This window comes from Frigoribacterium sp. R86507, assembly GCF_044597695.1.
Taxonomy (GTDB): Bacteria; Actinomycetota; Actinomycetes; order Actinomycetales; family Microbacteriaceae; genus Frigoribacterium.
The window spans coordinates 392,234-418,784 of record NZ_CP139002.1; the positions used below are offsets into that span (position 1 = coordinate 392,234).

Genomic DNA, 26,551 nt, shown 5'->3' on the forward strand with positions numbered 1-26,551 from the left:
CGTCATCGCGGGACGAGGGGACCGTCGTCACGGCCGACGCGGTCATGTCGGGTGGGCGCCCCCGCGAGGATCGCGGCGAGCCACTCGGGAGTGTTCTCGGCCGTCCGGGGAAAATCCTCGAAGTCGGCACGATGTTCCTGGGCGCCGAAGTGGCCTAGTTCGGGTTCGTTGTCGTAGTCGTACCGTGCGCTGAGTTTTCCGGCAGTCGTGACGGTGAAGACGGCGGTGAACCATGTTCCCGCCCCTGGCTTGTACATCAGGCGCCTCAGTCGACGAGCCGCCTCGAACGTGCGTCGCGCGGGAGCAGCCGACTCCTGGGAGCCGTCGGCTGCGAAGAGCGAAGTCTCGCCGGCCATCACGCCCCGAGCCATGCTGGTCGTCATGACGATCCGGTCGAGGCCGGACGGGAGCAGCCCGTACAGCTGTCCGCCGATCTCTTGCAGGATCGCGCGCTCGGCCTCGACGCCCGTCGTCAGCTGGTCATCTGCCGAAGCAGAGCGGCTATCCTCAGCGCCGGTCATCGTGTCCGAGTCCTACGAGGTCGTGGTGGGTCGGGGCGCCGGCGAGGACGGCGGCCAGCCAATCCGGGGTGTTCTCCGGGGTGCGGGGGAACTCGTCGAAGTCGGCTCGATAGGCCTCGGCGGCGAAGTGGCCCAACTCGGGCTCGTGGTCGTAGTCGAATCGCGTGCGGACTTTTCCTTCGGCCGTGACCGTGAACCAGGCGGTGAACCACGTCCCTGCCCCCGGCCTGTACATGGCCTCTCTGAGTTCACGGGCACGGAGGGTGGAGTCCCTCGTGCCCATGACGGAGTCGCACGTTCCGTCCGGGCGGTAGAGGCGCTTCTTTCCGGAGGAGACACCACCGACGATGCTGATCTCGGCCTCGATGCGATCGAAGCCCGCGGCGATCTCGCCATGGAGGGCCAGACCGACCTCCTTCAGGGCGGAGCGCTCCTGCTCGAGCCCGGGCGGGTTCTCTTGCTGTGTCATGACTCGGGTGCTCCCTTCGACTCATGCTTCGACTCATGTGTGCCACCCCTGCCGACGAGGTCGTGGCGGGTCGGGGCACCGGCGAGGATGGCGGCCAGCCAGTCGGGGGTGTTCTCGGGGGTGCGGGGGAACTCGTCGAAGTCGGCGCGGTACGCCTCGGCGGCGAAAGACCCGAGCTCGGGCTCGTGGTCGTAGTCGTACCTCGCACTGAGCTTCCCCCCGGCGGTGACGGTGAACACGCCCGTGAACCAGGTCCCGGCTTCGGGTTCGTTCATGACCCTCCGGAGATCGCGGGCTGCCCGGAAGACGCCACGACCGGACGAGAGAGAGGTCGAGCTGCCGTCGGCAGCATGCAACTCGATCGTGCCGGCTGTCACTCCGCCGACCACGCTGATCCGGGCGATCACTCGATCGTGGTCGCGCGGGATGAGGGCATGTAGTGCTTTGCCGAGGATTCGAAGTGCGTCCCTCATGACGGGGGGCCGGCCAGCCAACCCTGTGCTTTACGCAACCTCGGGGTTCCGTCACGCACCGTCGGGGCCGGGTCGGGTGGAGAAGGCACCGAGACGGCCGTCCGCACCCACGACAGGGGACCAGCAACTGAGGATATGAGGAGGAGATGTTCCCTCATGCCTACGAGCTGGAGAGAATCGGCTGTCGGCCGTCCCCCCAGGGCGAGGATGGGCGTGAAGCCGAAGCATTCCTCCGGGCCGGGAACGCCGAGACGAGCTCGAGCCTCCGGCCATGGAGCCCAGTCGAAATAGTCGGGGTCGTTCAGGAAGGACTCGTACGCGGCGATGACCTTCAAGGTCGCCATCGATTTCGTGAGGATGCGAGACGTGCCCTTGCGGAATTCGAGGAGGTGCAGTCGCCCGTCCAGCCAGACGAAGAGGTCACCGAGCGCCGAAGAGAACAACGGAACGCCTTGCGTGAACCTGGGGGCGACCTCTGCGAGCACATCCAGCCACGGGGCCGGGTCGACGATCCGCAAGTAACCGTCTGCGGTGTCACCCAGGCCGTGGTCCCGCCAGAGCGCCGTCATCTCAGGAGGTACTCGTTCGGCGAACGTCTCGAGACTCGACGGCGGAATCTGCGGTCCTGAGACGAAGACGGCTTCTTTGGCCATGGGGTCATCCTCCTGTGGTCGAGGTGAGTCGGACGTCGAGTCGTGTGCCGTACCACTCCTACACCGGGATCGAGCCAGCCACGGAGTGGACGTAGTCATCCAATGCCGCCACCCGTGTCCGCCATCGACTGCCCAGCGACTCGTTCACGCCTGCGTGCCCGAGTCCGGTCACGTCGTCGGGCCGTCCGCCGGAGATCATACGGGGGAGTGCAGCGCGTTCTGGCCCCTGAGCCACGTGCCGACATCGAGACGAGCCTGTTCCGAGTCGACCCCGTCCGAGATCAGCTCGGTCAGACGATCTGACGCTGCGTCCTCACGCGCCGCCTGTTGCACAGGCGAATGCGGGCGAGACGTCGACTCGTAGGCAGCGCGGTTGTCGAGGTATTCGCCGACGGTCAGGTCGTCGGTGCCCCGGCTGGTCGACCACTCGGGCGGGGACCTCGGTCCCGGCTGACCGGGGGCGACGACGCGCCACGGGTCGACCACGAGCTGACCCTGCACGACCTCGGCGCCCACGCCGACGGCGCCCTCCTCGACCTGCTCGACGACGCGAGCGTGTTCGGGGTCGTCGTCCCCCGCGACCCCGCCCTGGCGGCCGGCGGTCGCGTGCCGCTCAACCGACTGACCCGGGAGTCCCGACGGGCCCAGGGCGAGCTGGTGTCCTACCTGCGCGAACGCCTGGCGAGTCACCGCGACGCGCGCTGAGGCACCGAGCCGCGCCTCCGGCGGGGACGCGAGCCGCGCCTCCTCGTCGGACGAGCGTCAGCGCAGGGGGTCGATCAGGTGCGGGCCGTTGTTGCGGACGTTGTTCGCGTCGCGGCTCACCTCGTGCTGCACGAGGTCGTGGGCGACCCGGAACGAGTCCCGGTCGAGCAGTGCCAGCAGCTCGTCGGCGTCGAGTCCGTCGCCCAGCCAGTCGTCGTACGAGTCGGGCGTCAGGCAGGCCGGCATCCGGTCGTGCACCTCGCCCGGCGCCACGTGGGCGTCCCGCGTGATGATCGTCGTCGAGAGCACCCAGCGGTCGGGATCGTCCTCGGCCCTGGTGGGGTCGGGCCACGCCGTGACGAGGCCGGCCATGGCGAGGCCGGCGTCCGGCTGGTGCACGTAGTGCGGCTGCTTGCCGGTCTCGGTCACGACCCACTCGTAGTACCCCTGCGCGGGCACGATGCACCGGCTGGTGGCGAACGCCCGGCGGAACATGCCGCTCGTCGCCACGGTCTCGATGCGCGCGTTGATCGGCTGCGGCCGCTTCTTCAGGTCGGGGTACCACGACGGCACGAAGCCCCAGCGGGCACCGGGCAGCTGTCGCTCGCCGTGTCGCTCGCGGACGACCGGCACGACCGTCGTCGGCGCGACGTTGAAGTCGTCGGGCAGGGGCCCCAGGCCGTCGAGCAGGCTCGGCAGCAGATCGGACGTGGCCCGGGCAACGACGTAGCGACCGCACATGCCGACAGTCTGCTCTTCCGCGGAGGGGCGTGACGGTGGTTCACTGTCGCCGTGGCGCCGCACGGGTCGGCGACGCGGTGAGAGGGTGGTGACCATGTCCGACGAGCAGAACCCCGCCCGCGGCTTCGTCGTCGTGGGCGTCGTGCCGAACTCGGGCGAGTCCGTGGTGGCGACCGCGGCCGACCTGGCGGCACGCTTCGGCACCGGCCTGCTGTGCGTCTCGGTCGAGCCCGACCGGCTCGCCTTCGCCGAGGGCATCGACGGCACCGTCCTGTCGTACCCCCTCGACCCCGACGACTACACCGAGACGCTCTCCTTCGACGCCGACCTGGAGGCGCGGCTGCGGCAGATCTCCTCGGCTCGCGGCGTCGAGCTGCGCACCTCGGTCGTCGCCGGCGACCCCGCCCAGTGCCTGTCGCACCTGGCCGAACAGCTCGACGCCCCCCTGATCGTCGTCGGCAGTCGCGAGGCCGGCCTGCGGGGCAGCGTCCGCGAGTTCTTCGCCGGTTCGGTCGCCCTGCACCTCAGCCACCGTCAGCACCGCCCGGTCGTCGTCGTTCCGCTCGCCCCCGTCCCCCGCAGCCAGACGCTGCCGTGGGAGGACGAACTGTGACGCGAGGCCGCCGGTGACGGGGGCTGCGCGCCCTCGTGCCCCGCACCTCCGTCCGTCCCTGATCGCGCTCGTCGCGCTGGGCGGCGCCCTCGGGACGGCCGCGCGGGTCGGGGTCACGCTCGTGGTGCCGTCGTGGGGTGCGTTCGACACGGCGATCTTCGCGATCAACGTGGTCGGGGCGTTCGTGCTCGGCGTCCTGCTCGAGCGGCTGCTGCGCTCCGGGCCCGACGAGGGCGGGCGCCGCCGGGCCCGACTCTTCGTGGGGACGGGCGTCCTCGGCGGGTTCACGACCTACAGCTCGCTCGCGACCGAGACCGCGCAGCTCGCCGGGGCAGGTGGAGGCGACCTCGCCGTCGCCGCGCTCTACGGGCTGCTGAGCCTGGTGCTCGGGGTGCTCGCCGCGGCGGCCGGCATCCGGGTCGGCGCACGTCTCGCCGGGCGCGCCTCGTGAGCCCGCTGCTCGTCGTCGCCGTCGCGGCGGCCGGTGGGATCGGCGCGGCGGCGCGTTTCGTCGTCGACGGCCTCGTCAAGGATCGCCTGGGCGCGGCCTACCCGTGGGGCACGACCGTCATCAACGTGTCGGGCTCGTTCGCGCTGGGGCTGCTGACCGGCCTCGCCCTGCAGGCGGTCGTCGCGCCCGAGTGGAAGGCCGTCCTCGGCACCGGCCTGCTCGGCGGGTACACGACGTTCAGCACCGCCAGCGTCGAGACGGTGCGACTGCTGGCCGCCGGGCGACGCGGGGCCGCGGTCGCGAACGGCCTGGGCATGCTCGTCGCGTGCGTCGGCGTCGCGTCCCTCGGCCTGTGGCTCGGCTCGCTGGCCTGACGGGCTCGTCGGCCTGACGGGTTCGCCGGCCTGACGGGTTGGCACGCCGAGTGGGCAGAAACTGTCCTTCGGTCGGTGGGGAAGGACCATTCCTGCCCACTCGACCCGCGCCTCCGGGGAAAGGGACGACGAATGCCGGGTCAGGCGTGCGTCTCGCGCTCGTGCCCCGCGTGGTCGGCCGGCTCGAGCTGGAACGTCGCGTGCTCGACCGAGAAGTGGGCGGCGAGGCACCGGTCGAGGGCGTCCAGGGTCTCGTCGACCTTCATGTCGCAGAACACCTCGCGTTCGACGACGACGTGCGCCGAGAAGACGGTCGCGCCGCTGGTGATCTGCCAGGCGTGCACGTCGTGCGCCGAGACGACGCCGGGGGTGTCGCCGATGTGCGTCCGGACCGATTCGAGGTCGATGTCGCCCGGTGCCGACCCGAACAGCACCCGGATCGCCTCGCGCAGCAGCGACCAGGCCCGCGGCACGATCATCGCCGCGATGATCAGCGACCCGACCGAGTCGGCCTGCGTGAACCCCGTGGTCAGCACGACGACGGCGGCCACGACGACGGCCGCCGAGCCGAGCAGGTCGCCGAGCACCTCGAGGTAGGCCCCGCGCATGTTGATGGAGTGCGTCGCCCCGCCCCGCAGCACGAGCAGGGCCGCGACGTTCGTGGCCCCGCCGACCAGGCCGACGACCAGCATCGGCAGGCCGAGCACCTCGTGCTCACCGACCGCCACGAGGCGGGACACGGCGGCGACGGCGACCGAGAGCGACACGGCGAGCAGCACGAGGCCGTTGACGAACGCGGCGAACACCTCGGCCCGTCGGTAGCCGTAGGTCTGCCGGCCGCTCGCGGGGCGGGCGGCGACGATCGTGGCCACGAGCGCGACGACCAGCCCGGCGAGGTCGGAGAGCATGTGCCCCGAGTCGGCGAGCAGCGCGAGCGAGCCCGAGAGCCAGGCGCCCACCAGCTGGGCGACGAGGCCGAGGGCGATGATCGCGATCGCGAGGCGCAGCCGTCGTCCGTCGGCGGCGACGTGTCCGTGTCCGTGGTCGTGGCCCATGGGCGCCTCTCGTCGGGGTGGAGGTCGGGGGGAGGTCGGGGGGAGGTCGGGGGTGGCGGATCGGGGTGGCGATCGGCCCGCCGGATCGGCCCGCCGGGGTGTCGGGCCGGCGTCGAATCTACCGGCGCCCGTCGGCGACGGCCACCGATCCCGGCAGTCGATAACGAGTCTCGATCCCCGCAACGACGCCGATCGGGGCACGCCGGGCGGACGAGGAGGCGCGGGTCGGCCCCGCCTGGGAGCCGCCCCCACCGCGCATGGTTCAGTGAGGCATGACCGACTCGCCCGAGACCCCGTCCGCCTCCGTGGGGAAGCCCGCCCGCGCCTCCTCGCCGCTCGTCGCCGTGACGGGCGCGACGGGTGCCGTCGGGGGCATCGTGGCGCTCCACCTGTCGGAGCGGGGCGTGCCGTTGCGGCTCGTCGTGCGTGACGCCGCCCGCGCGCCCCGGCTCGACGGCGCCGAGGCCGAGCTCGCCGTCGCGACCTACGGCGACCGGGTCGCCTCCGTCGAGGCGCTGCGCGGGGTCGAGACGCTGTTCATGGTGTCGGCGGCCGAGGCTCCCGACCGCGTCGACCAGCACCGCACGTTCGTCGACGCCGCCGTCGAGGCGGGCGTGCGGCACGTGGTCTACACGTCGTTCGCCGGGGCGTCGGCCGACTCGGTGTTCACACTCGGGCGGGACCACTTCGCGACCGAGCAGTACATCCGCGAGTCGGGTCTGGCCTTCACGTTCTTGCGCGACAACTTCTACCTGGACTTCATCCCGCTGTTCGCGGACGAGCAGGGCGTCATCCGCGGCCCGGCCGGCGACGGGCGCGTGGCCGCGGTGGCCCGGGCCGACGTCGCGGCGGTCGCGGCCGTCGTGCTGCTGGACCACGAGTCGCACGCCGGGGCGACCTACGACCTCACCGGGTCGGAGGCGTTCACCCTGACGGAGGCAGCCGCACGTCTCACCGCCCTCGGCGGGCGGTCGTTCACGTTTGTGGACGAGACGGTCGACGAGGCCTACGAGTCCCGTCGTGTCTTCGAGCCCGAGCCCTTCCAGGCGGACGCCTGGGTCAGCACCTACACGTCGATGGCCTCGGGCGAGGTGGCGCAGGTCACGTCGTCCGTGCGCGACCTGACCGGACGCGATCCGCTGACGCTCGAGGTGCTCTTCGCCGGAGGCGTGCAGGACTGACCCGGCCCGACGGGCCGGCGCGACAGGCCCTAGGGCCGTCCACCCGGTCGGCTCAGGGCACGCGCCGCGACGACAGCACGCCGCTGACGCCGAGCACGACGACCGCCGCGGCGACGCCGATCATCGGGATCTGCCAGTTGCCGCTGACGTCGTGCAGCCCGCCGATCGCCAGTGGCCCGAGCGCGGCGATCGCGTAGCCGCCACCCTGCACGAGGGCGGACAGTCGCCGTGCCTCGACGTCGGTCGACGCCATGCGCACGATGACGATGAAGATGATCGTGATGCCGCCGCCCTGCGCGGCCCCACCGAAGATCGACCAGAGCAGCCAGTGCTCGGGGGCGAAGAGCAGGCCCAGCGGCATGGCCGACCAGAACACGGCGATCAGACCGATGACGATCGCGGGTCGCACCCGCAGGGCGAGGAACGGCACGCCCAGCGCACCCACCACGGCGAGGATTTGGAAGACCGACGAACTCGCACCGGCCGCCTCGCGGGTCAGCCCGACCTCGTCGCGCAGCAGCGTCGGCATCCAGGCCGTGAGCCCGTAGTAGCCGAACGCCTGGCCCGAGAAGGCCAGCGTCAGACCCCAGGTGGTCCACCGACGCAGCAGCGGGGTGGCACTGCGTCGGCGTTCGCGCGCATCGGCCTCGGCCTCGCCGGGCTCGACGACGTCGATGCCGCCGGTGAAGACGTCGGTCGCCGAGGAGGCGCGGTGTCGGTCGTCGACGTCGGCCTGCGACCCCGGCACCGCGGCCACGCTGCCGCCCCGCACCGCCACGCGGGGGCCCACGGCGATCGACCAGACGACGGCGGCCAGGACGGCGAGCAGCCCCCAGGTGACGAGGGCGAGGGGCCAGCCGACGACCGAGGCGATCGGGGCCGTGGCCAACGAGGTGATCATCGACCCGACGTTGAGGGCCGAGGTGTAGATGCCGGTGACGAAGCCCGCTCGCTCGGGGCTGAAGTCGCGGCGGATGACGACGGGCAGCACGACGTTGCCGATCGTGATCGCGACGCCGATCACGATCGTGCCGGCGTAGAGCCAGACCGTGCCGCCTGCCGTGCGCAGCAGGGTGCCGAGAAGGACGCCCGCGAGCCCGAGGGTGACGGCGCGCTCGGCGCCGATCCGGCCGATCAGGGCCGAGGCGAACGGGCTCGCCACCGCGAAGCAGAGCACGGGGATGCTGGTGAGCAGCCCGGCGACGACCGCCGTGAGGCCGAGGTCGGCGCTCATCTGGTCGAGCACGGGGGCCGGGGCCACGATCGGCCCACGCATGTTGAGGGCGATCAGCACGATCGCGAGGGTGAGCAGCCAGGCGGCGGGCGACCGCACGGCGGCCGCGGCGCGGGTCATGCGGCGCCGCGCAGCAGGGAGACGCCCAGCAGGTCGGCCACCTCGTCGACGTCCGCCGCGACGGCGACCGCGCCGACGTGCTCGTCGGGCTCGCCGTAGCCCCAGCCGACCAGGATCGTGGGCACGCCGTGCACGGCCGCGCCCTCGACGTCGTGGCGACGGTCGCCGAGCAGGACGGGCCGCGAGAGGTCGGCGCCGCGCGCCCGCAGGCGCTTGAGGGCCTCTTCGACGACGTCGGCCTTGGTGTTGCGCACCTCGTCGTCGGAGGCGCCGGTGATGACGTCGAGGTAGCGGTCGAGTCCGTGCGCCCGCAGGATCGCCGTGGCCGGGGTCTCGGGCTTCGAGGTCGCGGTCGAGGTGGGGATGCCGGCTGCGTGCACGGCCGCCATGAGGTCGGGCACGCCCGGGAAGACCTCGCCCTCGAGGGCCCCGTGGGCGAGGTAGTGCGCGCGGTAGAGCCGCATGGCGTCGACGAGGCGCTCGCCGTCGAGGCCGAGGCGCACCTCGAAGCTCTGCGGCAGGGGTGGGCCGACCCAGGCCATCAGGTCGGCGGCGGAGGGCACCGGCAGGCCGAGTTCGCCGATCGTGTGGGCGAGGCTGGCGGTGATCGCGGGCGCCGAGTCGGCGATGGTGCCGTCGAGGTCGTAGAGGACGGCCGTGTAGGGGAGAGTCATCGCCCCCAGCTTACGGATCGGGGTCAGCGCGGGGCCGACCGGAGAGGCCAGGTCGCCACGGCCGGCACGGCACCCCTGGCCGACGGCGGCGTCACGGTCTCGAACGACCACATCGGGTCGTCGAGGCCTCGGGAGAGGGACTCGAAGAGAGGCGTCGCCTCGCGTTCGGCGGTGAGGGTGTCGAAGATCGGTGAGGTCACGGGTTGCTCCTGCGGTCGATGGGGTCGTCGCAGAAATATAACCCTGAGATGTGAGTATCACAAGGTCTCGAGGGGACTCGGTCAGAAGAGGCGGGAGTGCGAGTCGTCCAGGCCGCGCATCGCGTCGTAGTCGAGCAGCAGCGTGCGGATGCCTCGGTCGTGGGCCAGCGTGCGGGCCTGCGGCTTGATCTCTTGTGCCGCGAACACCCCGGTCACGGGGGCGAGGTGCGGGTCGCGGTTCATCAGTTCGAGGTACCTCGTGAGCTGTTCGACACCGTCGATGTCGCCCCGACGCTTGAGTTCGACGGCCACGGCGGCCCCCTTCGCGTCGCGGGCCAGGATGTCGACCGGCCCGATGGCGGTCATGTACTCGCGGCGGACGAGCGTGTGGCCCTCGCCGAGCAGGTCGATCTGTTCGGCCAGCAGCTTCTGCAGGTCGGCCTCGACGCCGTCCTTGGTCAGTCCGGGGTCGACGCCCATCTCGTGGGACGAGTCGTGCAGGACCTCGTGGATCGAGACCACCAGGATGTCGGCCGTCTTCGCCTGCGTGACCTTCCACAGCTCGACGACGCCGGCCTCGCGTTGGTCGTCGTCGGGTTCGACCGTGCGGATGGTGCAGGGCGGGCTCATCCAGTTCAGCGGCTTGTAGCTGCCGCCGTCGGAGTGGACGAGCAGGCTGCCGTCGCTCTTGACCATCAGGAGGCGCGTGGCCAGGGGCAGGTGGGCGGACAGTCGACCGGCGTAGTCGACCGAACAGCGAGCAATGACGAGACGCACCCGACGATCCTACGGGCGACGAGAACGGTCCTCGGCCGCCCCTGTTGACAGGTATTCATATGTGAAATACATTCATGACAGATGGTCGGCAGGACGACCACCCAGACGCCTCCAGGAGGAACGATGCCCAACCCGACGCCCGTCACGACCCGTCCGCTGCGGCCGACGACCCACGACACGACCGAGCTGCTGCTCGTCGACCTGGCCACGGCGCGGTACGCCCCGGGCGACTCCCTCGACGTGGACACCATCGTTCGGGAGCACCGGGTCACCCCCGGCGAGGCGCACCTCGCCCTCTTCGAGCTGAGGCGCATGAAGGTCGTGGTGCGCGCTCCGTTCAGCGGGGCCCACGTCGTCGTCTGGCACCGGCGGTTCAACGAGGTGCTGCTGCGCGACCTCGTCCGCATGATCTCCGTGGCGTCGACGAAGGCGACCTCGCTCGAGGACGTCCCCGAGCCCGGCGTGCGCCGACCGGCCTGCACGGCCCACGGGCTGGCCCTGCCCGCGGACGTCGCACACTTCCTCGACCTCGCCCGGGCGATCGTGCAGGTGCTCTCGCCGGCCGCCCGTCAGCACGTGCTGGACGACCTGCTGCTGCCGCTCGAGATCCTCTGCAGCGCGAGGGCCGTCGCGGTGCACGACATGCGTCCCGCCCTGGGCGAGACCGTCCGTGCCACGATCGTCGACCTCATGGAGGCCGCCGCGCACTACGGCGAATGGGCACAGCTGCCTGGCCTCGCGTCCGACTACGTCACCGCCCTGGGCGTCGACGAACCGCCCGTGCGGCCCGTCGACTGACACCGCACCGGTCGTCACCGGCCATCCGGAGGCCGTCCGGCCCCGTCGGCTAGGCTGCGGCAGCATGAGCCGGGCAGAGGGCGACGTCGCCGCCAAGCCGACCCTCGCGTCGGTGGCGCGGGCCGCCGGGGTCAGCGCGAGCACCGCCTCCTTGGCCTTCAGCGGCACCGGCCCCGTGTCGGACGAGACCCGAACGCGGGTGCTCGCCGCCGCCGACGAACTCGGCTACGCCGGGCCGGACCCGCGGGCGAGGTCGTTGCGCCGCGGGCGCTCCGGCATCGTCGGTGCCGTCCTCGAGTCCACCCTCAGCACGGCCTTCCGCGACCCGATCAACGTGGCGATGCTCGACGGCATCGCCGACGTGACGGGGCCGGCCGACAACTCGCTGCTGCTGCTCACCGAGAGCGAGGGCGAGCGTTCCCGCCTGCTCGACGCCCCGGTCGACGCGGTCGTGTTGTTCGGCTGCAGCACCCGCCTCGACGAGTCCGTGTCGATCATGCGGCGGCGCGGCATCCCCGTCGTCTCGATCGAGGCCCCGCCGACCGAGGGCGTGCTCGACATCGCCGAGGACAACGTCGGCTCGTCCCGACTGCTGGCGCGGCACCTGCACGACCTGGGCCACCGACGGGTCGCCGTCGTCGCCCTCGAACTCGGCCCCGGGCGCTCGACCGGTGGGCAGGACGACGAACTGACCGACGAGCGGGTGGCCCGCGGAACCTCGTGGCCGACGCTCGAGCGACTGCGCGGCACCCGCGAGGTCTTCCCCGGCGTGGGCGGCCTGGCCACGCGCGGCAGCTGGACGAGCGAGGGGCACCGCGCCGGCCTCCGGCTGCTCGACGTGCCCGAGGCCGAGCGGCCGACGGCCGTCATCGCGCAGAGCGACCTGCTCGCGTCGGGCGTCATCGCGGCGGCGGACGACCTGGGCCTCTCGGTGCCGGGCGACCTGAGTGTCGTCGGCTACGACGGGGTGCGGCTCGACGACCCGCGAGCCGCCGACCTCACGACGGTCGTCCAGCCCGCGGTCGAGAAGGGCCGCGCGGCCGGTCGCGCGGTGCTCGCGCTGCTCGCCGGTGAGCCGGTCGAGGGCACGACCTTCACGAGCGTGTTCCGACCCGGCTCGACGACGGGTCCGCCCGCGCGCTGACGCCGCGCCGGGGGCCGGCGCGGGGCGGCGCGACGCTCAGCGCGCGCCGACCACCATCCACCGGTCGGTGCGGGCCCGGAGGCCGAGCGTGACCGCCCGGGCACCGACGTAGCCGAGGCCGAACGCGAGCCAGAGCGCGACCGCACCCGACGTCGTGGTGCCGGCCCGCGCCTCCACCGGGAGCAGCACCGCGAGGTAGGCGAACACGCTGACGACCGACGCGATCGCGAGGTAGCGGGCGTCGCCCGCGCCGAGCAGCACGCCGTCCAGCACGAACACGAAGCCGGCGAGCGGGATGCCGACCGCCATCGCGGCGACCACCGACGGCAGCAGCGCCTGCACGCCCGGGTCCGGGCTGAAGACGGGCGCGAGCACCGGCGCGAGCAGGGCCAGGACGGCGCCCAGCACCACGCCGCCGCCCACGCCGAGGCGCATCAATCGTCGCGTGATCGCCCGCACCCGCTCGCGGTCGCCCTGCCCGAGGGCGTGACCGACCATCGCCTGCCCCGCGATCGCGAGGGCGTCGAGGGCGAAGGCCAGCGTGCTGAAGAGCGTCAGCGCGACCTGGATGGTGGCCAGGCCGGTGACCCCCGAGGAGGCGGCGGCCGCGACGGTCGCGAGGAGCGCGGCCCGCAGACCCGCGTTCCGCACGAGCAGCCAGCCGCCCGCCTGCGCGGTGCGACCGACCCCGGCGAGCCCCGGACGGAGGTCGGCGCCGACGGCTCGGGCCGCCCGTACCGCGATCACCACGTAGACGGCGGCCATGCCCCACTGCGCGACGACCGTGCCGGCGGCCGAGCCGGCGATTCCCCAGCCGAAGCCGTAGAGGAACAGCGCGTTGAGGCCGGCGTTCGCGGCGAAGCCGACGGTGGCGACGACGAGGGGCGTCCGGGTGTCCTGCAGGCCGCGCAGCAGGCCCGTCGCGGCGATCACGAGCAGCATGCCGGGCAGGCCGAGCAGCGAGACGGAGAGGTACGTCGTGGCGGCCGCGGCGACCTCGTCGGCCACGCCGAAGAGGCCCACGAGCGGTTCGGCGACCATCGCGCCGACCCCCGCGACGACGATGCCGACGAGCAGCGCGAACCACATGCCGTCGACCCCGGCCCGGATCGCGCCCCGCTGGTCACCGGCCCCCAGTCGCCGTGCGACCGTCGGGGTGGTCGCGTAGGCGAGGAAGATCAGCAGCCCGAGGGCCGTCTGCAGGATGACGCTCGCCACGCCGAGCCCCGCGAGCGGCACCGAGCCGAGGTGGCCGACGAGCGCGGTATCGGTGAGCAGGAAGAGCGGCTCGGCCACGAGCGCCCCCAGCGCCGGCACGGCCAGGCGGAGGATCTCGCGGTCGAGGGGCGAGCGGAGGCGCACGCTCAGTCGGTGCCCCGGAGCCGACCCAGCCCGTTCATCACGTGGAACACCACGATGGCCGCGACCGTGCCGAGGATGATGCCGCCGAAGCTCGCGCCTCCGAGGGCCAGGGTGAAGTCGGCGATGCCCATGATCAGTGCGACGCCGGCGGTCAGCTGGTTCTTGGGCCGGCTGAAGTCGACCTTGTTCTCGACCCAGATGCGGATGCCGATGACGCCGATCAGGCCGTAGAGCGCCGTCGTCACGCCGCCGAGCACCCCCGGTGGGATGGTGAAGATGACGGCGCCGATCTTCGGCGAGAGGCCGAGCAGGACCGCGACGACGCCGGCGACCCAGTAGGCCGCGGTGGAGAAGACCCGGGTGGCACTCATCACGCCGATGTTCTCGCCGTAGGTGGTGGTCGCCGATCCACCGCCGAGGCCGGCGATGACGGTGCTGAGGCCGTCGGCGAAGAGGGCGCGGCCGGTCAGCGGGTCGAGGTTGCGCTTCGTGAGCTGGCCGACGCCCTTGACGTGGCCGACGTTCTCGGCGATCAGGGCGAGCACGACGGGCAGGAAGCCGAGGTAGATCGGCAGCTGCCCGAGGTCGAAGGCCGGAGCGGTGAAGGTCGGCAGGCCCACCCACGGCGCGGCCGCGACGGCGCTGTAGTCGACGGCGCCCGCGATCACGGCGGCGACGTAGCCGACGACGACGCCGACGAAGATCGACAGGCGGCCGAGCAGGCCCTTGAAGAGGACGGCGCTCAGCACGACCGCGGCGAGCGTGATCAGGGCGATGCCCGGCGAGAGCGCGAAGTTGTCACGGGCGGCCGGGGCCAGGTTGAAGCCGATGAGGGCGACGATCGAGCCGCTGACCACCGGAGGCAGCAGGGCGTCGATCCAGCGGGTGCCCGCGAGGTTCACGACCACGCCGATCACCGCGAGCAGGGCGCCGACGACGATGATGCCGCTGAGCGCGAGGGGGATGCCGCCCACGTCGGTGGCGGCCGCGATCGGGGCGAGGAAGGCGAACGACGAGCCCAGGTAGCTGGGCAGCCGGTTCTTCGTGATGATCAGGAAGAGCAGGGTGCCGATGCCCGAGAAGAACAGCGTCGTGCTCGGCGGGAACCCGGTGATGATCGGCACGAGGAAGGTCGCGCCGAACATCGCGACGACGTGTTGGCCGCCGAGGCCGATGGTGCGCGGCCAGCTGAGCCGCTCCTCCGGGGCCACGATCTCGGTCGGGTCGACCGTCTTGCCGTCGCCGTGCAGTGCCCAGGGGAGTGCCATGCCGAGAACTGTACTGGGGGTGCCGTTTCCTCCGTGTTTCCTGAGACGACCTCGTCAGCCAGGGCCGGAGCCCGGCCCGGCCCGGCCCGCCGTCGGGGGCCTCACCTAGGCTGACGAGCATGACCAGCGACGCACTGAGCAGCGGAATCCAGACCGACGAACTCGACCCGGCGGTCCACCCGCAGGACGACCTCTTTCGGCACGTCAACGGTGCCTGGATCGACCGCACCGAGATCCCCGACGACAAGGCGCGCTACGGCTCCTTCTACCTGCTCGCCGAAGAGGCCGAGAAGGCCGTCCGCGAGATCGTGATCGAGTCGCAGTCCGCCGAACCCGGCACCGAGGCCCGCAAGGTCGGCGACCTCTTCACCAGCTTCACGGACGAGGAGCGCATCGAGGCGCTCGGCGCCGCACCCCTCGAACCGCTCCTGGCCGAGGTCGAGAAGGTGACCGACGTGACCTCGTTCACGCGCCTCCTGGGCTCGCTCGAGAAGCAGGGCATGCCGAGCGTCGTGCAGCTCTTCGTCGACAACGACCCGGGCGACCCCGAGCGCTACGTCGTCTTCGTCGAACAGGGCGGCCTCGGCCTGCCCGACGAGTCGTACTACCGCGACGAGAAGTTCGAGTCCGTGCGGACCGCCTACCGGGCGTTCGTCGAGCAGATGCTCGGGCTCGCCGGCCTCGACGACGCCTCGGCCCGCGCCGACCGCGTGATGGAGCTCGAGACCGCCCTCGCCTCGCACCACTGGAGCAACGTCGCCACCCGCGACAGCGACAAGACCTACAACCTGCTGCCCTGGGCCGAGTTCGACGCGCTCGCCGAAGGGGTCGACCTGACGGCCTGGCGTGACGCGGTCGGCGGGCCGGCCGGCGTCTTCGACGAGCTCGTCGTGCGCGAGCCGTCGTTCGTGACCGGGCTGGCCACGTTGCTGACGGACGACCGCGTCGACGCCTGGCGCGACTGGCTGCGCTGGCAGATCGTCCGCTCGACGGCCGCCTACCTGTCGACGCCCTTCGTCGAGGCGAACTTCGGCTTCTACGGTCGCACCCTCACCGGCACCCCTGTGCAGCGCGCCCGGTGGAAGCGCGGCGTCTCGCTCGTCGAGGGTGCCCTCGGCGAGGCGGTCGGCCGCATCTACGTCGAGCGGCACTTCGCACCCGAGGCCAAGACGGCGATGGACGTCCTCGTGGCCCACCTCGTCGAGGCCTACCGTCAGAGCATCACGGGCCTCGAGTGGATGACCGACGAGACCCGTGCCCGGGCCCTCGAGAAACTCGAGAAGTTCACGCCTAAGATCGGCTTCCCCTCGACCTGGCGCGACTACTCCGCCCTGTCGATCGACCCCGCCGACCTGGTCGGCAACGTGCGCGCCACCGCGGCCTTCGGCTTCGACCGCGAGCTGGGCAAGATCGGCAAGCCGCTCGACCGCGACGAGTGGTTCATGACGCCGCAGACCATCAACGCGTACTACAACCCGGGCATGAACGAGATCGTCTTCCCCGCGGCGATCCTGCAGTTCCCGTTCTTCGACGAGAACCGCGACGCCGCCGCCAACTACGGGGCCATCGGCGCCGTCATCGGCCACGAGATCGGCCACGGCTTCGACGACCAGGGTTCGAAGTACGACGGCGACGGCAAGCTGACCGACTGGTGGACCCCCGCCGACCGTGAGGCCTTCGAGAAGCTCACCTCGTCGCTCATCGCGCAGTACGACGCCCTCGCCCCGAAGCAGGTGCCCGACCACCACGTCAACGGTGCCCTGACGATCGGCGAGAACATCGGCGACCTCGGCGGGCTCTCGATCGCCTGGAAGGCCTACCTCATCTCGCTCGACGGCGACGAGCCGCCCGTGGTCGACGGCCTGACCGGCGCCGAGCGGTTCTTCCTCAGCTGGGCCCAGGCCTGGCAGATCAAGCTGCGCGACGAAGAGGCGATCCGCCTCATCTCGATCGACCCGCACTCGCCGAACGAGTTCCGCTGCAACCAGATCGTGCGCAACATTGACGAGTTCTACGAGACGTTCGGCGTCACCGAGAGCGACGCGCTGTGGCTGCCGGCCGAGGAGCGCGTCACGATTTGGTAGGTCCGGGACCCGGGCGCCGCGCCCGACGGGAGAACGCCGACGGCGCCGACCACGAGCCGCGTCACGGCGGCGGTCGCGCGCTCGAGTCGTTCTCGTCGTCGTTCGCGGCCCTGGGCGACCTGGCCCTCGCGGGCGGTCGGGTCTCGGCCTCGGTCGGCGACCTCGACTCGGGCGCCGACCTGCTGAGCGTCGACGAGCACCTGGCTCTGCCGGTCGGGCAGCTCGGTGCCGTCCTGCTGCTGATCGAGGTGTCGGCTCGCATCGAGGACGGCACGCTGCGTCCGCTCGACGAACTCGACCGACCGGGCGACCCCGGCGACCAGGGGCCCGGCGGTCTCTGGCCCTACCTCCGCCGGACGAGCCTCCCGGTGACCGACGCGGCGACGCTCGTCGGAGCATTCCGCGACGCGGCGGCGATCGACGCGCTCATCGGGCGGGTCGGCCTGGCCGCGGTGCGGGCACGGGGCGAGTCACTGGGACTCACGAAGACGGCCCTCCTCGACGTGACGCGGTCGTCGCGCGGCCCCGACGACGCGCCCGCGCTCGCCGTCGGCTCGGCCCACGAGCTGGCCGGTCTGATGGTGTCCCTGGCCCGCGGCGAGGTCGTCGACCGGGCCGTGTCGAACCGGGTGCTCGGCTGGCTGTCGCTGGGTGCCGACACGTCGCTCGTCGCCGCACCGTTCGGTCTCGATCCGCTCGGGCACCGACGTCTCGACCACGATCTCCAGATCGTCCACACGACGGGCGGCGACCCGGGGGTGCGCTCCGAGCTCGGAGTGCTGCGCGGACCGCACCGCAGCGTGGCGTACTGCGTGATCGTCACGTTCGACGACCTGACGCTCGCCCACCGCCTCCGCGCACTCGACGCCCTGCGGGCCGTGGGCACCGACGCGCTCGAGTACGTGCACTGAGCGGTTCCGGGTGGCCTGTCGTGTCGCGCCGGGCCGCGCGCGCCGCCGGGCCGCGCGTGCCGCCGTGCGCGCAGCCGCGCTGCGCGGCGGCTCAGTCGACGAGGTCGAGCCCTCGCAGGCGTTCGAGCGTCGCGACCCCGGCCGGCGGGCACCGGTCGGCGTCGGCCGAGGTCACCCAGTGCACCGCGCCGACCTCGGCGGCAGGGGCCGGCTCGGGGCTCGTCGCCGCGAGCTCGGCGGCGAAGACCGTCATGGCGACCTGTCGGCCCTCGGGCTCGCCGTGTGCCTGCGTCACGACCGTGAACAGCTCGGCCACGGTCGCCGGGTCGAGTTCGACGCCGACCTCTTCGCGTGATTCTCGGACCAGCGCCTCGGCCGCGGTCTCGCCGGCCTCGAGCTTGCCGCCCGGCAGGTAGAGGACGTCACGACCCCGAGCCGTGACCATCAGCATCCGCCGGTCACGGACGAGGGCGAGCGCGCTGACGACGATGGTGTCCATCAGGCCATCTTCGGGCACGAGCGCGGGGGAGCGGCGCCGCGACGGCGGTCAGCCCGCCGAGGCCTGACGCTCGTCGTCGACCGCGCGCAACGGCGAGGACGAGGAGGCGCGGCGCGCGTCGGTCACGCCGAACAGCGCCTCGAGACCGTCGCGGAACTCGTCGCCGCGACCCTCGCGGGCCAGCTCGCGCGCCCGGACGGAGGGGGTGTGCAGCAGGACGCCGGCAAGGTGTCGCAGGGCCGACTCGGTGCGCTCGGACGAGTCGCCGCGCGACCGCGCGCGCTCGATCTCGGCGTCGAGCAGGCCGAAGACGTGCTTGCGCAGGGCGACGACCGACGGGGTGAGCGACTGCTCGGCGGCGACGGCCTGGAACTCGGCGGCCGCCGACGTGACGAGGGCGCGGGCGTCCTCGGCCGCACTGAGCTGGGGCAGTGGGGCGTGGAGGCTGATGGTCTCGAGGTCGAGCAACTCGACACCCTCGACGCTCGAGACGAGCGGGTCCACGTTGCGGGGCAGGCCGAGGTCGATCACGAGGCGGCGACCCCCGGGGCGGACGACGTCGCGGGTCACGACCGGCTCGGTGGTCGAGGTGCAGGTGATCAGCACGTCGCTCCAGGCGACGGCGGTGGTGAGGTCGTCGTAGGGCGTCGCGGCGTGCTTGAGGCCGAACCACTCGGCGCGACCCGAACCCGAGTAGACGGCGAGCTGGTCGGCACCGCGGTCACGGAGCGCCGCGACCGTGGTGGCCGCGTACTGGCCGGTGCCCACGATGAGGACGCGCGCCTCGGACCAGTCGGTCACTCGTGAGGACGCCAACTCGAGGGCGAGGCGCACGAGTGAACGACCCGCGCCTCCGACGTTCGTCTGGTTCTTGATGCCGCGCGAGGTCTGCGACGCCTTCTGGAAGAGGCGTTCGAGGTCGCGCGAGGTGGTGCCGTCGTGGCGGGCGCGCTCGAGCGACCGGCGCACCTGGCCCGAGATCTCGTCCTCGCCGACGACGACCGACTCGAGGCCCGAGCTGACGGCGAACAGGTGCTCGACGACCTCGTCGCCGGTGATGACCCGCACGCTGTCACGCAGGTCGTCGGGCTCGACGCCGCTGGCCGTGCTCATGGTCTCGATCGTGGCCTCGACGGCCAGGGCGCTGCCCGCGGTGAGGGGCTCGTCGACGTCGAGGTAGGCCTCGAACCGGTTGCAGGTCGCGAGCACGACCGCGCCGCTGACGAAGTCGCTGCCGTCGACCAGGGTGCCCGCCGCCGAGGGTGCGCCGATGCTCAGCCTCTCGAGGAGGTCGAAGCTGGCGTTCTGGTGGGACGCCGTGAGGCAGATGAGCACTGAGTGATCCTAACTCTGATCGGCGTTTTCGGCTGGGCGTTGACTCGACGTCGAGTGGCCGGGAATGCATCCTGGCAGTTGCAACTTGCAACACGGGAGTCGGCGTCCGCATTCCGGACGGCGGCGCGTACCGCATCGACGAAGGAGAACACCATGACCTCGACCACCAGCATCCAGTGGCAGCTCGTCGCCCGCCCGCACGGCGAGCCCACCCCCGACGACGTCGCCCGGGTCGAGGTGACCCTGCCCGAGCTCGCCGACGGCGAGGTGCGCGTGCAGAACGAGTTCCTCTCGGTCGACCCCTACATGCGCGGTCGCATGAACGACGTGAAGTCGTACATCCCGCCCTTCGCGCTCGGCGAGACCATGACCGGCGGTGCCGTCGGCCGCGTCGTCGAGTCCCGCTCGGACGACCTGCCGGTCGGCACCGTCGTGCTGCACGACCAGGGCTGGCGCGACGTGGCCCAGGGAGGCGCGGCCGCCTTCCGCGCCGTGCAGCCCGTCGACGGCGTGCCGCTGTCGGCGTACCTGGGCGTGCTCGGCCTCACCGGCCTCACGGCGTACGTCGGCCTCACCGAGATCGCCGGCATCCGCGAGGGCGACGTCGTCTTCGTCTCGGGTGCCGCCGGGGCCGTCGGGACCATGGTCGGCCAGATCGCCCGCCTCAAGGGAGCCTCGCGGGTCGTCGGCAGCGCCGGCTCGGCCGAGAAGGTCGAGTTGCTGACCTCGAAGTACGGCTTCGACGCCGCCTTCAACTACCGCGACGGCGACGTCTCCGAGCTGCTCGCCGAGGCCGCGCCCGACGGCATCGACGTCTACTTCGACAACGTCGGCGGCGACCACCTGTCGGCCGCCCTCGCCTCGTTCCGCACCGGCGGCCGTGCGGCGCTCTGCGGCTCGATCGCGAACTACAACTCGACCGGCGCCCCGGTCGGCATCACCGGGATGACGAACATGGTCACCCGCGGCCTCACGATGAAGGGCTTCACCCTCGGCGACTACCGCCACCTCGCACCCGCCTTCCAGGCCGAGATGGGCCCCTGGCTCTCCGCCGGCGACGTGGTCTACGACGAGACCGTCGTCGAGGGCATCGACAACGCGTTCGACGCCTTCACCGGGCTGATGCGCGGTGCCAACGTCGGGAAGATGGTCGTCGCGGTCTCCTGACCCGCGCCTCCTCGGCCGCTCCAGCGTTCGAGGCGACCCGACCGTGAGGGTCTCGCCGGGGCGGGGCCGGCGGCGGGTCCCCTCGACGCGACGTCCAGCGGGCGATGGGACAATCGACCACGTGACCCAGACCTCCGCCCTGCCCGAGCAGCACCCGTTGGCCGCCGGCCTCACGACGCGTTCGCCGCTGGTCCGCGCGTTGCGTGGCGACCGGCCCGAGACGCTGCCGGTGTGGTTCATGCGCCAGGCGGGGCGCTCGCTGCCCGAGTACCGCGAGCTGCGCGTCGGCACCAAGATGCTCGACGCCTGCCTCACGCCCGACCTGGCGAGCGAGATCACGCTGCAGCCGGTCCGCCGTCACGGCGTCGACGCGGGCATCTTCTTCAGCGACATCGTCGTGCCGATCAAGCTGGCCGGCGTGGCGGTCGACATCGTCCCGGGTCGCGGGCCGGTGCTCGAGACGCCGATCCGCACGGCGGCCGACGTCGCGGCCCTGCGGCCCGTCGATCCGGAGGCGCTGGCCCCGATCGCCGAGGGCGTCGCCCAGACCGTCGCGCAGCTCGGCAGCACGCCGCTGATCGGGTTCGCCGGTGCGCCCTTCACCCTCGCCGCCTACCTCGTCGAGGGCGGGCCGTCGAAGGACCACATCCGTGCCCGCGCCCTCATGCACAGCGACCCCGAGACCTGGGACGCCCTGCTCACCTGGGCCGCCGACGTGACCGGCGCCTTCCTGCGGGCCCAGGTGCTCGCGGGTGCGAGCGCCGCCCAGTTGTTCGACTCGTGGGTCGGGTCGCTGTCGCTGGCCGACTACACCGCGCACGTCGCCCGCCACTCGGCGCGAGCCCTGTCGCACGTCGCCGACCTCCACGTGCCCCGCATCCACTTCGGCGTGGGCAGCGGCGAGGTGCTAACCGCCATGCGCGACGTCGGCACCGACGCCGTGGGAGTCGACTGGCGCATCCCGCTCGACGAGGCCTCGCGTCGCCTCGGCGGCTCGACCCCGGTGCAGGGCAACATCGACCCCGCCATGCTCCAGGCGCCCTGGGCGGTGCTCGAGGCGCACGTCCGCGACGTGGTCGAGCGTGGCCGGGCGGCCCCTGCCCACGTGCTCAACCTCGGCCACGGCGTCAGCCCCGACACCGACCCCGACGTGCTCACCCGCATCGTCGAGCTCGCCCACACGCTGTGACCCCGCCCGTCGTCACCCCGGGCGCCGTCGTCGACGTCGCCGTGGTGGGCGGCGGCATGGGCGGCATCGTGCTCGCCCGCGACCTGGCCGCCGCCGGGCTGAGCGTCGTCCTGTTCGAGGCGTCCGACCGTCTCGGCGGCGAGGTCTCGCGCCACGTGGTCGCCGGCATCGCGCTCGACGCCGGAGCCGAGAGCTTCGCCACCCGTGGCGGCACGGTCGCCGGCTTCGCCACCGAACTCGGCCTGGGCGACGACATCGTCCTGCCCGATCCCCGTGGCGCCTGGCTGCACGAAGCCGACGGCGAGTCGTTCCCGATCCCGCGCACGGGGTTGCTCGGCATCCCGGGCGACCCGTCCGCCGCCGACGTCCGCGCCGTCGTCGGCGAGGCCGGGGTGAGGCGCGCGCTCGGGGACGCCGAGCTGCCCGCCGAGGTCGGGGGCGAAGAAACCACCCTGGGGGGTCTCGTCAGGGCCCGCATGGGTGACGCGGTCGTCGACCGGCTCGTCAGCCCCATCGTCTCGGGCGTCCACTCGCTCCACCCCGACCTCCTCGCCGTCGACCGCGTCGCCCCCGGACTGCGCTCGGCCCTGCAGCGCGAGGGCAGCCTCGCCGCCGCCGTGCTCGGGCTGCGCGCCCTGGCCCCGGCCGGTTCGGCGGTGGCGGGCATCCGCGGCGGCCTCGCCCGCCTGGTCGACCCGATCGTCGCCGACCTCGAGCGGGACGGCGTCGACGTCCGGCTCGGCACCCGCGTCCGGTCGATCGACGAGACGAGCGTCGAGACCGCCGGTGGTGAGCACGTCCGGGCGAGACAGGTCGTGCTGGCCGTGGGGGACCACGACGCGGTGGCCCTGACGACCCGCGCCTCCTCGGTGCCGCCCGGGGCGATCACCCTCGCGACCCTCGTCGTCGACCGGCCCGAGCTCGACGCGGCGCCCCGGGGCACGGGCGTGCTCGTCGCCCCCGGCTCGACCGGACTGCGCGCCAAGGCCCTCACCCACGCGACCGTCAAGTGGAGCTGGCTGGCCAACCTGGCCGGGGGACGCCACGTGCTGCGGCTCAGCTTCGACTCGCCCGTCGTCGACCGCGGCACGCCCGACACCGAGGTGCGCGACGCGGCGCTCGCCGACGCCTCGACCCTGCTCGGCGTCGACCTCGCCGAGCATCACCTGGTCGGCTTCGGCCGGGCCACCTGGGACGCCCCGCGCCGGGCCGAGGCGGCGGCCGTCACCGAGCCCGTGGTCGAGGTCGTGCAGGCCGGAGGCGCGGTGGCGGGCCGCGGGCTGGCCGCGATCGTCGCCCACTCGCGTCGTCAGGCCGCCACCCTGGTGGCGGCGCTCTCGTCGCCCCCGTCCCGCGACTGAGGCCTCGGGGTCGGTCGGCTTCGGTCCGGCGCGGGCGTCGGGCAGCCGCCTCGGGCTACATTGGACGGACGTGTGCGGCACATGCCGTCGCGCGTACGACCACGAATGGAGTCCCCCGTGCGAGGCAAACTGATCTTCGTCGCCGGAGCCGCTGTCGGATTCGTGCTCGGCGCCCGCGCCGGCCACGACCGGTACGAGCAGATCACCGAGAGGGCGTCCAAGGTCTGGAACAGCCGGGCCGTGCAGCGCCAGGTCGCCAAGGGCCAGGACTTCGCCGGTGCCAAGACGGCCGACGGCGTCGACGCCGTCGTCACGGGCATCACCCGCGGCATCTCCAAGCTCTTCGGCGGCGGCCGCAAGAAATGACCGACTCGACGCGCAGCGACAAGGTCCGACACAAGACCAGGCCGCGGTCGCTCTTCGCCCTCGTGCAGGACGTCCCCACGCTGGTCACCGACCTCGTCAAGGGCGAGCTTGCCCTGCTCAAGTACGAGGTCATCGGCACGCTCAAGGCGTTCGGCATCGGTGCGGGGTTCCTGGTCGGTGCGCTGATCTTCGTCTTCGCCATGCTCGGCGTCCTGCTGACCGGCATCGTCCTGCTGCTCGCCATCTGGCTTCCCGGCTGGGCCTCGGCCCTCATCGTCGCCGGCGTGCTGCTGCTCGTCGCCGCCCTGCTGGCGTTCCTCGGGTACAAGTCGATCAAGAAGGGGCTCCCCGCGGTCCCCGAGAAGACCATCGCGAGCCTGAAGGCCGACCTCAAGGCCGTCAAGGGCGTGGGCTCGATCCCCGGCGCCCGCCTCGACGAGCGCTGACGCGCCTCCTCGACCCCCATCCTTCCCGTTCCCGACAGGAGCACCGTGAGCGACAGCACCGACATCCAGGCCCACATCGACCGCACGCGCGCCGAGCTCGCCGCGACGCTCAACGAGCTCGAGGACAAGCTGAACGTGCCCAAGCAGCTGGGCATCGCCGGGCACCGCGCCAAGGCGTCGTTCGACCGCGACAAGACCCCGTGGCTCGCCGCCGCGGGGGCGGGCGCACTGGCCGTCGCGGGCGTGGTCGTCGCGGTCGTCAAGCGCCGCTGAACGGTCGCCGGGCTCGCCCGACGTCTCGTCCCCGACGAGCACCCGGGCCCGTTCGCTCGACCGGGAGCAACCTGGTTGGGCTCCCAGCGTGCCGAGAGGGAGAATGACTGCATGAGTTCCAGCGCCGACGCGGCAGCGCCCGTACTGCCGACGTCCGATTCACCCGCAGCACCCGTCCAGACCGAGCCCGGTGACGACGCGGCGAGCACGCCGCCGCCCGTCGAACGCCTCGGCTACACGCTCTGGGCCGTGCTGCGTCGCGACCCGCAGAACCCCTACGCCCCCGAGCTCGACGACGTCCCGCAGCTCGACGCGGTCGTCGACGCCCTCGCCGGGCTCGGCGTCACCGTGCGCGGCTTCTACGACGTCAGCGCCCTGCGGGCCGACGCCGACATCATGATCTGGCTGCACGGCGAGGTCCCCGAGGCCGTTCAGTCCGCCTACCGGCAACTGTTGCGCACCGACGTGCTCGGCGGCCTGTTGCCCACCTGGAACGCCATGGGCATGCACCGCGAGGCCGAGTTCTCGCGCAACCACAGCCCGGCCTTCATGCGCGGCAAGGCGCCCGAGACCTGGCTCACGGTGTACCCGTTCGTGCGCAGCTACGAGTGGTACCTGCTGCCCGAGGCCGAGCGCCGTCAGATGCTCGCCGAACACGGCAAACAGGGTTCCGAGCACCGCGCGGTGCTGACCAACACGGTCGCCAGCTTCTCGCTCGGCGACTACGAGTGGATCCTCGCCCTCGAGGCGCCCGAGCTCGTCCAACTCGTCGACCTCATGCGCGACCTGCGCTACACCGAGGCCCGACGCCACGTCCGCGAAGAGATCCCGTTCTTCACGGGCCGCCGCATCCCCACCACCGACATCATCGAGGTCTTGTCGTGACCGACACCAGCCACATCACCAACGGGCGTCTCGTCCGCAACGCCACCCCCGCCGCCGCCTCGGGGCCCGAGCACGTCTCCGAGCCGACCGACTACGACGCCATCCTGCTGGCCGGCTTCGGTGGGCCCGAGGGGCAGGACGACGTCATCCCGTTCCTGCGCAACGTCACCCGGGGTCGGGGCATCCCCGAAGAACGGCTCGAAGAGGTCGCGACCCACTACCGCCACTTCGGCGGCGTCAGCCCGATCAACCAGCACAACCGCGAGCTAAAGGCGGCCCTCGAGGCCGAGCTCGAGCGACGCGGCATCGACCTGCCGGTCATCTGGGGCAACCGCAACTGGCAGCCGTACATGGCCGACGCCGTGCGTGAGGCCGACGATCGCGGGTTCCGCAAGTTGATCGCGGTCGCGACCAGCGCCTACTCGTCCTACAGCTCGTGCCGCCAGTACCGCGAGGACTTCGCGATGGCGCTCGACGCCACCGGGCTCGAGGCCACCATGCAGATCGACAAGGTGCGCCAGTTCTTCGACCACCCCGGGTTCGTGCAACCGTTCATCGACGGTGTGCGCGACGCGCTCGTCAAGGCTCGCGACGAGAACGAGGGCCTCGACCTCTCGACCGAGGTGCAGGTGCTGTTCGCCACGCACTCGATCCCGTCGACCGACGCGGCGAAGAGCGGCCCCGAGGCGCGCGGTTTCGACGCCGACGGCGCCTACGCCGCCCAGCACAAGGCCGTCGCCGAAGTCGTCATGGCCGCGGCCGAGGCCGCACTCGACCTCGACCTGCCCGAGGGTGGCGGCACGACCGTCCCCTGGCAGCTCGTCTACCAGTCGCGCAGCGGCCCGCCCTCGATGCCGTGGCTCGAGCCCGACATCAACGACGCCATCGACGACCTGGCCGGGGGCCCGACCCGCGCCGTGATCATCGTGCCGCTCGGGTTCGTCAGCGACCACATGGAGGTCATGTGGGACCTCGACAACGAGGCGATGGAGACCAGCGAGAAGAACGGTTTCTGGGCGACGCGCACCCCGACGCCGGGCATCGACCCGAACTACGTCACCGGACTGGTCGACCTCGTGCTCGAGCGTCGTGACGGCGTACCGGCAGAAGACCGTCCGCACGTGACCGACCTCGGGCCCTGGTACGACGTGTGTCGTCCCGGCTGCTGCGAGAACGTGCGACTCGGCTTCAAGCCCGCCGTGTCCGGGCTGGTCCCCTGACC

Annotated in this window: 32 protein-coding genes; 17 read left to right on the forward strand and 15 right to left on the reverse strand. The window is 72.3% G+C overall.

The features are described 5' to 3' along the window. Positions 1-2: 2 nt before the first annotated feature. From SJY14_RS01925 to SJY14_RS01945, 5 genes are all read right to left on the reverse strand, one after another. Entirely contained in the window at positions 3-521 is a 519-nt protein-coding gene (locus SJY14_RS01925; RefSeq protein WP_396599626.1) for a hypothetical protein, read from the reverse strand. Next, on the reverse strand, positions 508-990 hold the full coding sequence (locus SJY14_RS01930; protein WP_396599627.1) for a hypothetical protein: 483 nt from the start codon (positions 988-990) through the stop codon (positions 508-510). Before SJY14_RS01930 ends, SJY14_RS01925 begins: the two co-directional genes overlap by 14 nt. After that, complete coding sequence (locus SJY14_RS01935; protein ID WP_396599628.1) at positions 987-1,265, reverse strand: hypothetical protein; 279 nt, start codon at positions 1,263-1,265, stop codon at positions 987-989. Before SJY14_RS01935 ends, SJY14_RS01930 begins: the two co-directional genes overlap by 4 nt. Positions 1,266-1,459: 194 nt before the next feature. Continuing rightward, entirely contained in the window at positions 1,460-2,116 is a 657-nt protein-coding gene (locus SJY14_RS01940) for a T6SS immunity protein Tdi1 domain-containing protein (protein WP_396599629.1), read from the reverse strand. A gap of 58 nt (positions 2,117-2,174) precedes the next feature. Further along, the gene (locus tag SJY14_RS01945; protein ID WP_396599630.1) at positions 2,175-2,315 is read right to left on the reverse strand and encodes a polymorphic toxin type 15 domain-containing protein; all 141 of its coding nucleotides are present in this window, start codon (positions 2,313-2,315) and stop codon (positions 2,175-2,177) included. A gap of 140 nt (positions 2,316-2,455) precedes the next feature. Here SJY14_RS01945 and SJY14_RS01950 point away from each other — a divergent pair, with 140 nt between their 5' ends. Continuing rightward, entirely contained in the window at positions 2,456-2,821 is a 366-nt protein-coding gene (locus SJY14_RS01950; RefSeq protein WP_396599631.1) for a hypothetical protein, read from the forward strand. 57 nt (positions 2,822-2,878) lie between these two features. On the opposite strand, the gene SJY14_RS01955 is transcribed toward SJY14_RS01950, so the two are convergent. Beyond that, positions 2,879-3,562 (reverse strand): SOS response-associated peptidase, encoded by a 684-nt coding sequence (locus tag SJY14_RS01955; RefSeq protein ID WP_396599632.1) that lies wholly within the window; start codon positions 3,560-3,562, stop codon positions 2,879-2,881. 94 nt (positions 3,563-3,656) lie between these two features. Here SJY14_RS01955 and SJY14_RS01960 point away from each other — a divergent pair, with 94 nt between their 5' ends. The 3 genes from SJY14_RS01960 to crcB are packed head-to-tail and all read left to right on the forward strand — an operon-like array spanning position 3,657 to position 5,000. Next, entirely contained in the window at positions 3,657-4,175 is a 519-nt protein-coding gene (locus tag SJY14_RS01960; RefSeq protein ID WP_396599633.1) for a universal stress protein, read from the forward strand. Positions 4,176-4,188: 13 nt separating this feature from the next. After that, positions 4,189-4,626: a fluoride efflux transporter FluC gene (locus SJY14_RS01965; protein WP_396599634.1), complete on the forward strand. Its 438-nt coding sequence runs from the start codon at positions 4,189-4,191 to the stop codon at positions 4,624-4,626. Then, positions 4,623-5,000: a fluoride efflux transporter CrcB gene (gene crcB, locus SJY14_RS01970; protein ID WP_396599635.1), complete on the forward strand. Its 378-nt coding sequence runs from the start codon at positions 4,623-4,625 to the stop codon at positions 4,998-5,000. Before SJY14_RS01965 ends, crcB begins: the two co-directional genes overlap by 4 nt. A 140-nt stretch (positions 5,001-5,140) precedes the next feature. Here crcB and SJY14_RS01975 read toward each other — a convergent pair whose 3' ends face one another. Then, complete coding sequence (locus tag SJY14_RS01975; protein WP_396599636.1) at positions 5,141-6,055, reverse strand: cation diffusion facilitator family transporter; 915 nt, start codon at positions 6,053-6,055, stop codon at positions 5,141-5,143. A gap of 272 nt (positions 6,056-6,327) precedes the next feature. Here SJY14_RS01975 and SJY14_RS01980 point away from each other — a divergent pair, with 272 nt between their 5' ends. Next, positions 6,328-7,236, forward strand: coding sequence for an SDR family oxidoreductase (locus SJY14_RS01980; protein ID WP_396599637.1), 909 nt, complete (start codon positions 6,328-6,330; stop codon positions 7,234-7,236). A 52-nt stretch (positions 7,237-7,288) separates the two neighbouring features. Here the strand turns inward: SJY14_RS01980 and SJY14_RS01985 are convergent, their stop codons facing one another. The 4 genes from SJY14_RS01985 to nucS form a co-directional block, all read right to left on the reverse strand. Further along, positions 7,289-8,590: a CynX/NimT family MFS transporter gene (locus SJY14_RS01985; RefSeq protein WP_396599638.1), complete on the reverse strand. Its 1,302-nt coding sequence runs from the start codon at positions 8,588-8,590 to the stop codon at positions 7,289-7,291. Further along, complete coding sequence (locus tag SJY14_RS01990; protein ID WP_071257414.1) at positions 8,587-9,264, reverse strand: HAD hydrolase-like protein; 678 nt, start codon at positions 9,262-9,264, stop codon at positions 8,587-8,589. The genes SJY14_RS01985 and SJY14_RS01990 overlap by 4 nt, the downstream gene beginning before the upstream one ends. Before the next feature lie 23 nt (positions 9,265-9,287). Then, a complete protein-coding gene (locus SJY14_RS01995) occupies positions 9,288-9,464 on the reverse strand; it encodes a hypothetical protein (protein WP_177174837.1) in 177 nt (58 codons plus the stop codon). Between the two features lie 81 nt (positions 9,465-9,545). Next, positions 9,546-10,241 (reverse strand): endonuclease NucS, encoded by a 696-nt coding sequence (gene nucS / locus SJY14_RS02000; protein ID WP_043595239.1) that lies wholly within the window; start codon positions 10,239-10,241, stop codon positions 9,546-9,548. Positions 10,242-10,364: 123 nt separating this feature from the next. Here nucS and SJY14_RS02005 point away from each other — a divergent pair, with 123 nt between their 5' ends. Next, positions 10,365-11,039 (forward strand): hypothetical protein, encoded by a 675-nt coding sequence (locus tag SJY14_RS02005; protein ID WP_396599639.1) that lies wholly within the window; start codon positions 10,365-10,367, stop codon positions 11,037-11,039. Between the two features lie 64 nt (positions 11,040-11,103). Beyond that, positions 11,104-12,183 carry a LacI family DNA-binding transcriptional regulator gene (locus SJY14_RS02010; protein ID WP_396599640.1) on the forward strand — a complete coding sequence of 360 codons (1,080 nt, stop codon included), beginning with the start codon at positions 11,104-11,106 and terminating at the stop codon, positions 12,181-12,183. A 36-nt stretch (positions 12,184-12,219) separates the two neighbouring features. Here SJY14_RS02010 and SJY14_RS02015 read toward each other — a convergent pair whose 3' ends face one another. Both SJY14_RS02015 and SJY14_RS02020 read right to left on the reverse strand, forming a co-directional pair. Continuing rightward, a complete protein-coding gene (locus tag SJY14_RS02015) occupies positions 12,220-13,551 on the reverse strand; it encodes an MATE family efflux transporter (protein WP_396600241.1) in 1,332 nt (443 codons plus the stop codon). Beyond that, positions 13,548-14,813, reverse strand: coding sequence for a uracil-xanthine permease family protein (locus SJY14_RS02020; protein WP_071257409.1), 1,266 nt, complete (start codon positions 14,811-14,813; stop codon positions 13,548-13,550). Before SJY14_RS02020 ends, SJY14_RS02015 begins: the two co-directional genes overlap by 4 nt. Positions 14,814-14,932: 119 nt before the next feature. On the opposite strand from SJY14_RS02020, the gene SJY14_RS02025 reads away from it, so the two are divergent. Then, entirely contained in the window at positions 14,933-16,897 is a 1,965-nt protein-coding gene (locus tag SJY14_RS02025; RefSeq protein WP_396599641.1) for a M13 family metallopeptidase, read from the forward strand. After that, positions 16,891-17,808 (forward strand): serine hydrolase, encoded by a 918-nt coding sequence (locus SJY14_RS02030; RefSeq protein WP_396599642.1) that lies wholly within the window; start codon positions 16,891-16,893, stop codon positions 17,806-17,808. The genes SJY14_RS02025 and SJY14_RS02030 overlap by 7 nt, the downstream gene beginning before the upstream one ends. Before the next feature lie 91 nt (positions 17,809-17,899). Here the strand turns inward: SJY14_RS02030 and SJY14_RS02035 are convergent, their stop codons facing one another. Then, on the reverse strand, positions 17,900-18,307 hold the full coding sequence (locus SJY14_RS02035; RefSeq protein ID WP_054147455.1) for an NUDIX domain-containing protein: 408 nt from the start codon (positions 18,305-18,307) through the stop codon (positions 17,900-17,902). 48 nt (positions 18,308-18,355) lie between these two features. After that, positions 18,356-19,642 carry a glutamyl-tRNA reductase gene (locus SJY14_RS02040; protein ID WP_071257405.1) on the reverse strand — a complete coding sequence of 429 codons (1,287 nt, stop codon included), beginning with the start codon at positions 19,640-19,642 and terminating at the stop codon, positions 18,356-18,358. A 153-nt stretch (positions 19,643-19,795) separates the two neighbouring features. Between SJY14_RS02040 and SJY14_RS02045 the strand changes: the two genes are divergently transcribed. The 8 genes from SJY14_RS02045 to SJY14_RS02080 all read left to right on the forward strand — a co-directional run bounded on the left by SJY14_RS02045 (position 19,796) and on the right by SJY14_RS02080 (position 26,549). Continuing rightward, positions 19,796-20,809 carry an NADP-dependent oxidoreductase gene (locus SJY14_RS02045; RefSeq protein ID WP_396599643.1) on the forward strand — a complete coding sequence of 338 codons (1,014 nt, stop codon included), beginning with the start codon at positions 19,796-19,798 and terminating at the stop codon, positions 20,807-20,809. Positions 20,810-20,930: 121 nt separating this feature from the next. Then, positions 20,931-21,998: a uroporphyrinogen decarboxylase gene (hemE, locus tag SJY14_RS02050; protein WP_396599644.1), complete on the forward strand. Its 1,068-nt coding sequence runs from the start codon at positions 20,931-20,933 to the stop codon at positions 21,996-21,998. After that, positions 21,995-23,359 (forward strand): protoporphyrinogen/coproporphyrinogen oxidase, encoded by a 1,365-nt coding sequence (locus SJY14_RS02055; RefSeq protein ID WP_396599645.1) that lies wholly within the window; start codon positions 21,995-21,997, stop codon positions 23,357-23,359. The genes hemE and SJY14_RS02055 overlap by 4 nt, the downstream gene beginning before the upstream one ends. 117 nt (positions 23,360-23,476) lie before the next feature. Further along, a complete protein-coding gene (locus SJY14_RS02060) occupies positions 23,477-23,725 on the forward strand; it encodes a hypothetical protein (protein ID WP_071257584.1) in 249 nt (82 codons plus the stop codon). Then, positions 23,722-24,171, forward strand: coding sequence for a phage holin family protein (locus SJY14_RS02065; protein ID WP_071257399.1), 450 nt, complete (start codon positions 23,722-23,724; stop codon positions 24,169-24,171). The genes SJY14_RS02060 and SJY14_RS02065 overlap by 4 nt, the downstream gene beginning before the upstream one ends. Before the next feature lie 45 nt (positions 24,172-24,216). Then, a complete protein-coding gene (locus tag SJY14_RS02070; RefSeq protein ID WP_071257396.1) occupies positions 24,217-24,444 on the forward strand; it encodes a DUF3618 domain-containing protein in 228 nt (75 codons plus the stop codon). A 111-nt stretch (positions 24,445-24,555) separates the two neighbouring features. Continuing rightward, entirely contained in the window at positions 24,556-25,329 is a 774-nt protein-coding gene (hemQ, locus tag SJY14_RS02075; RefSeq protein WP_143048739.1) for a hydrogen peroxide-dependent heme synthase, read from the forward strand. Then, positions 25,326-26,549, forward strand: coding sequence for a ferrochelatase (locus tag SJY14_RS02080; RefSeq protein WP_396599646.1), 1,224 nt, complete (start codon positions 25,326-25,328; stop codon positions 26,547-26,549). Before hemQ ends, SJY14_RS02080 begins: the two co-directional genes overlap by 4 nt. The last annotated feature ends 2 nt before the right edge of the window (positions 26,550-26,551 follow it).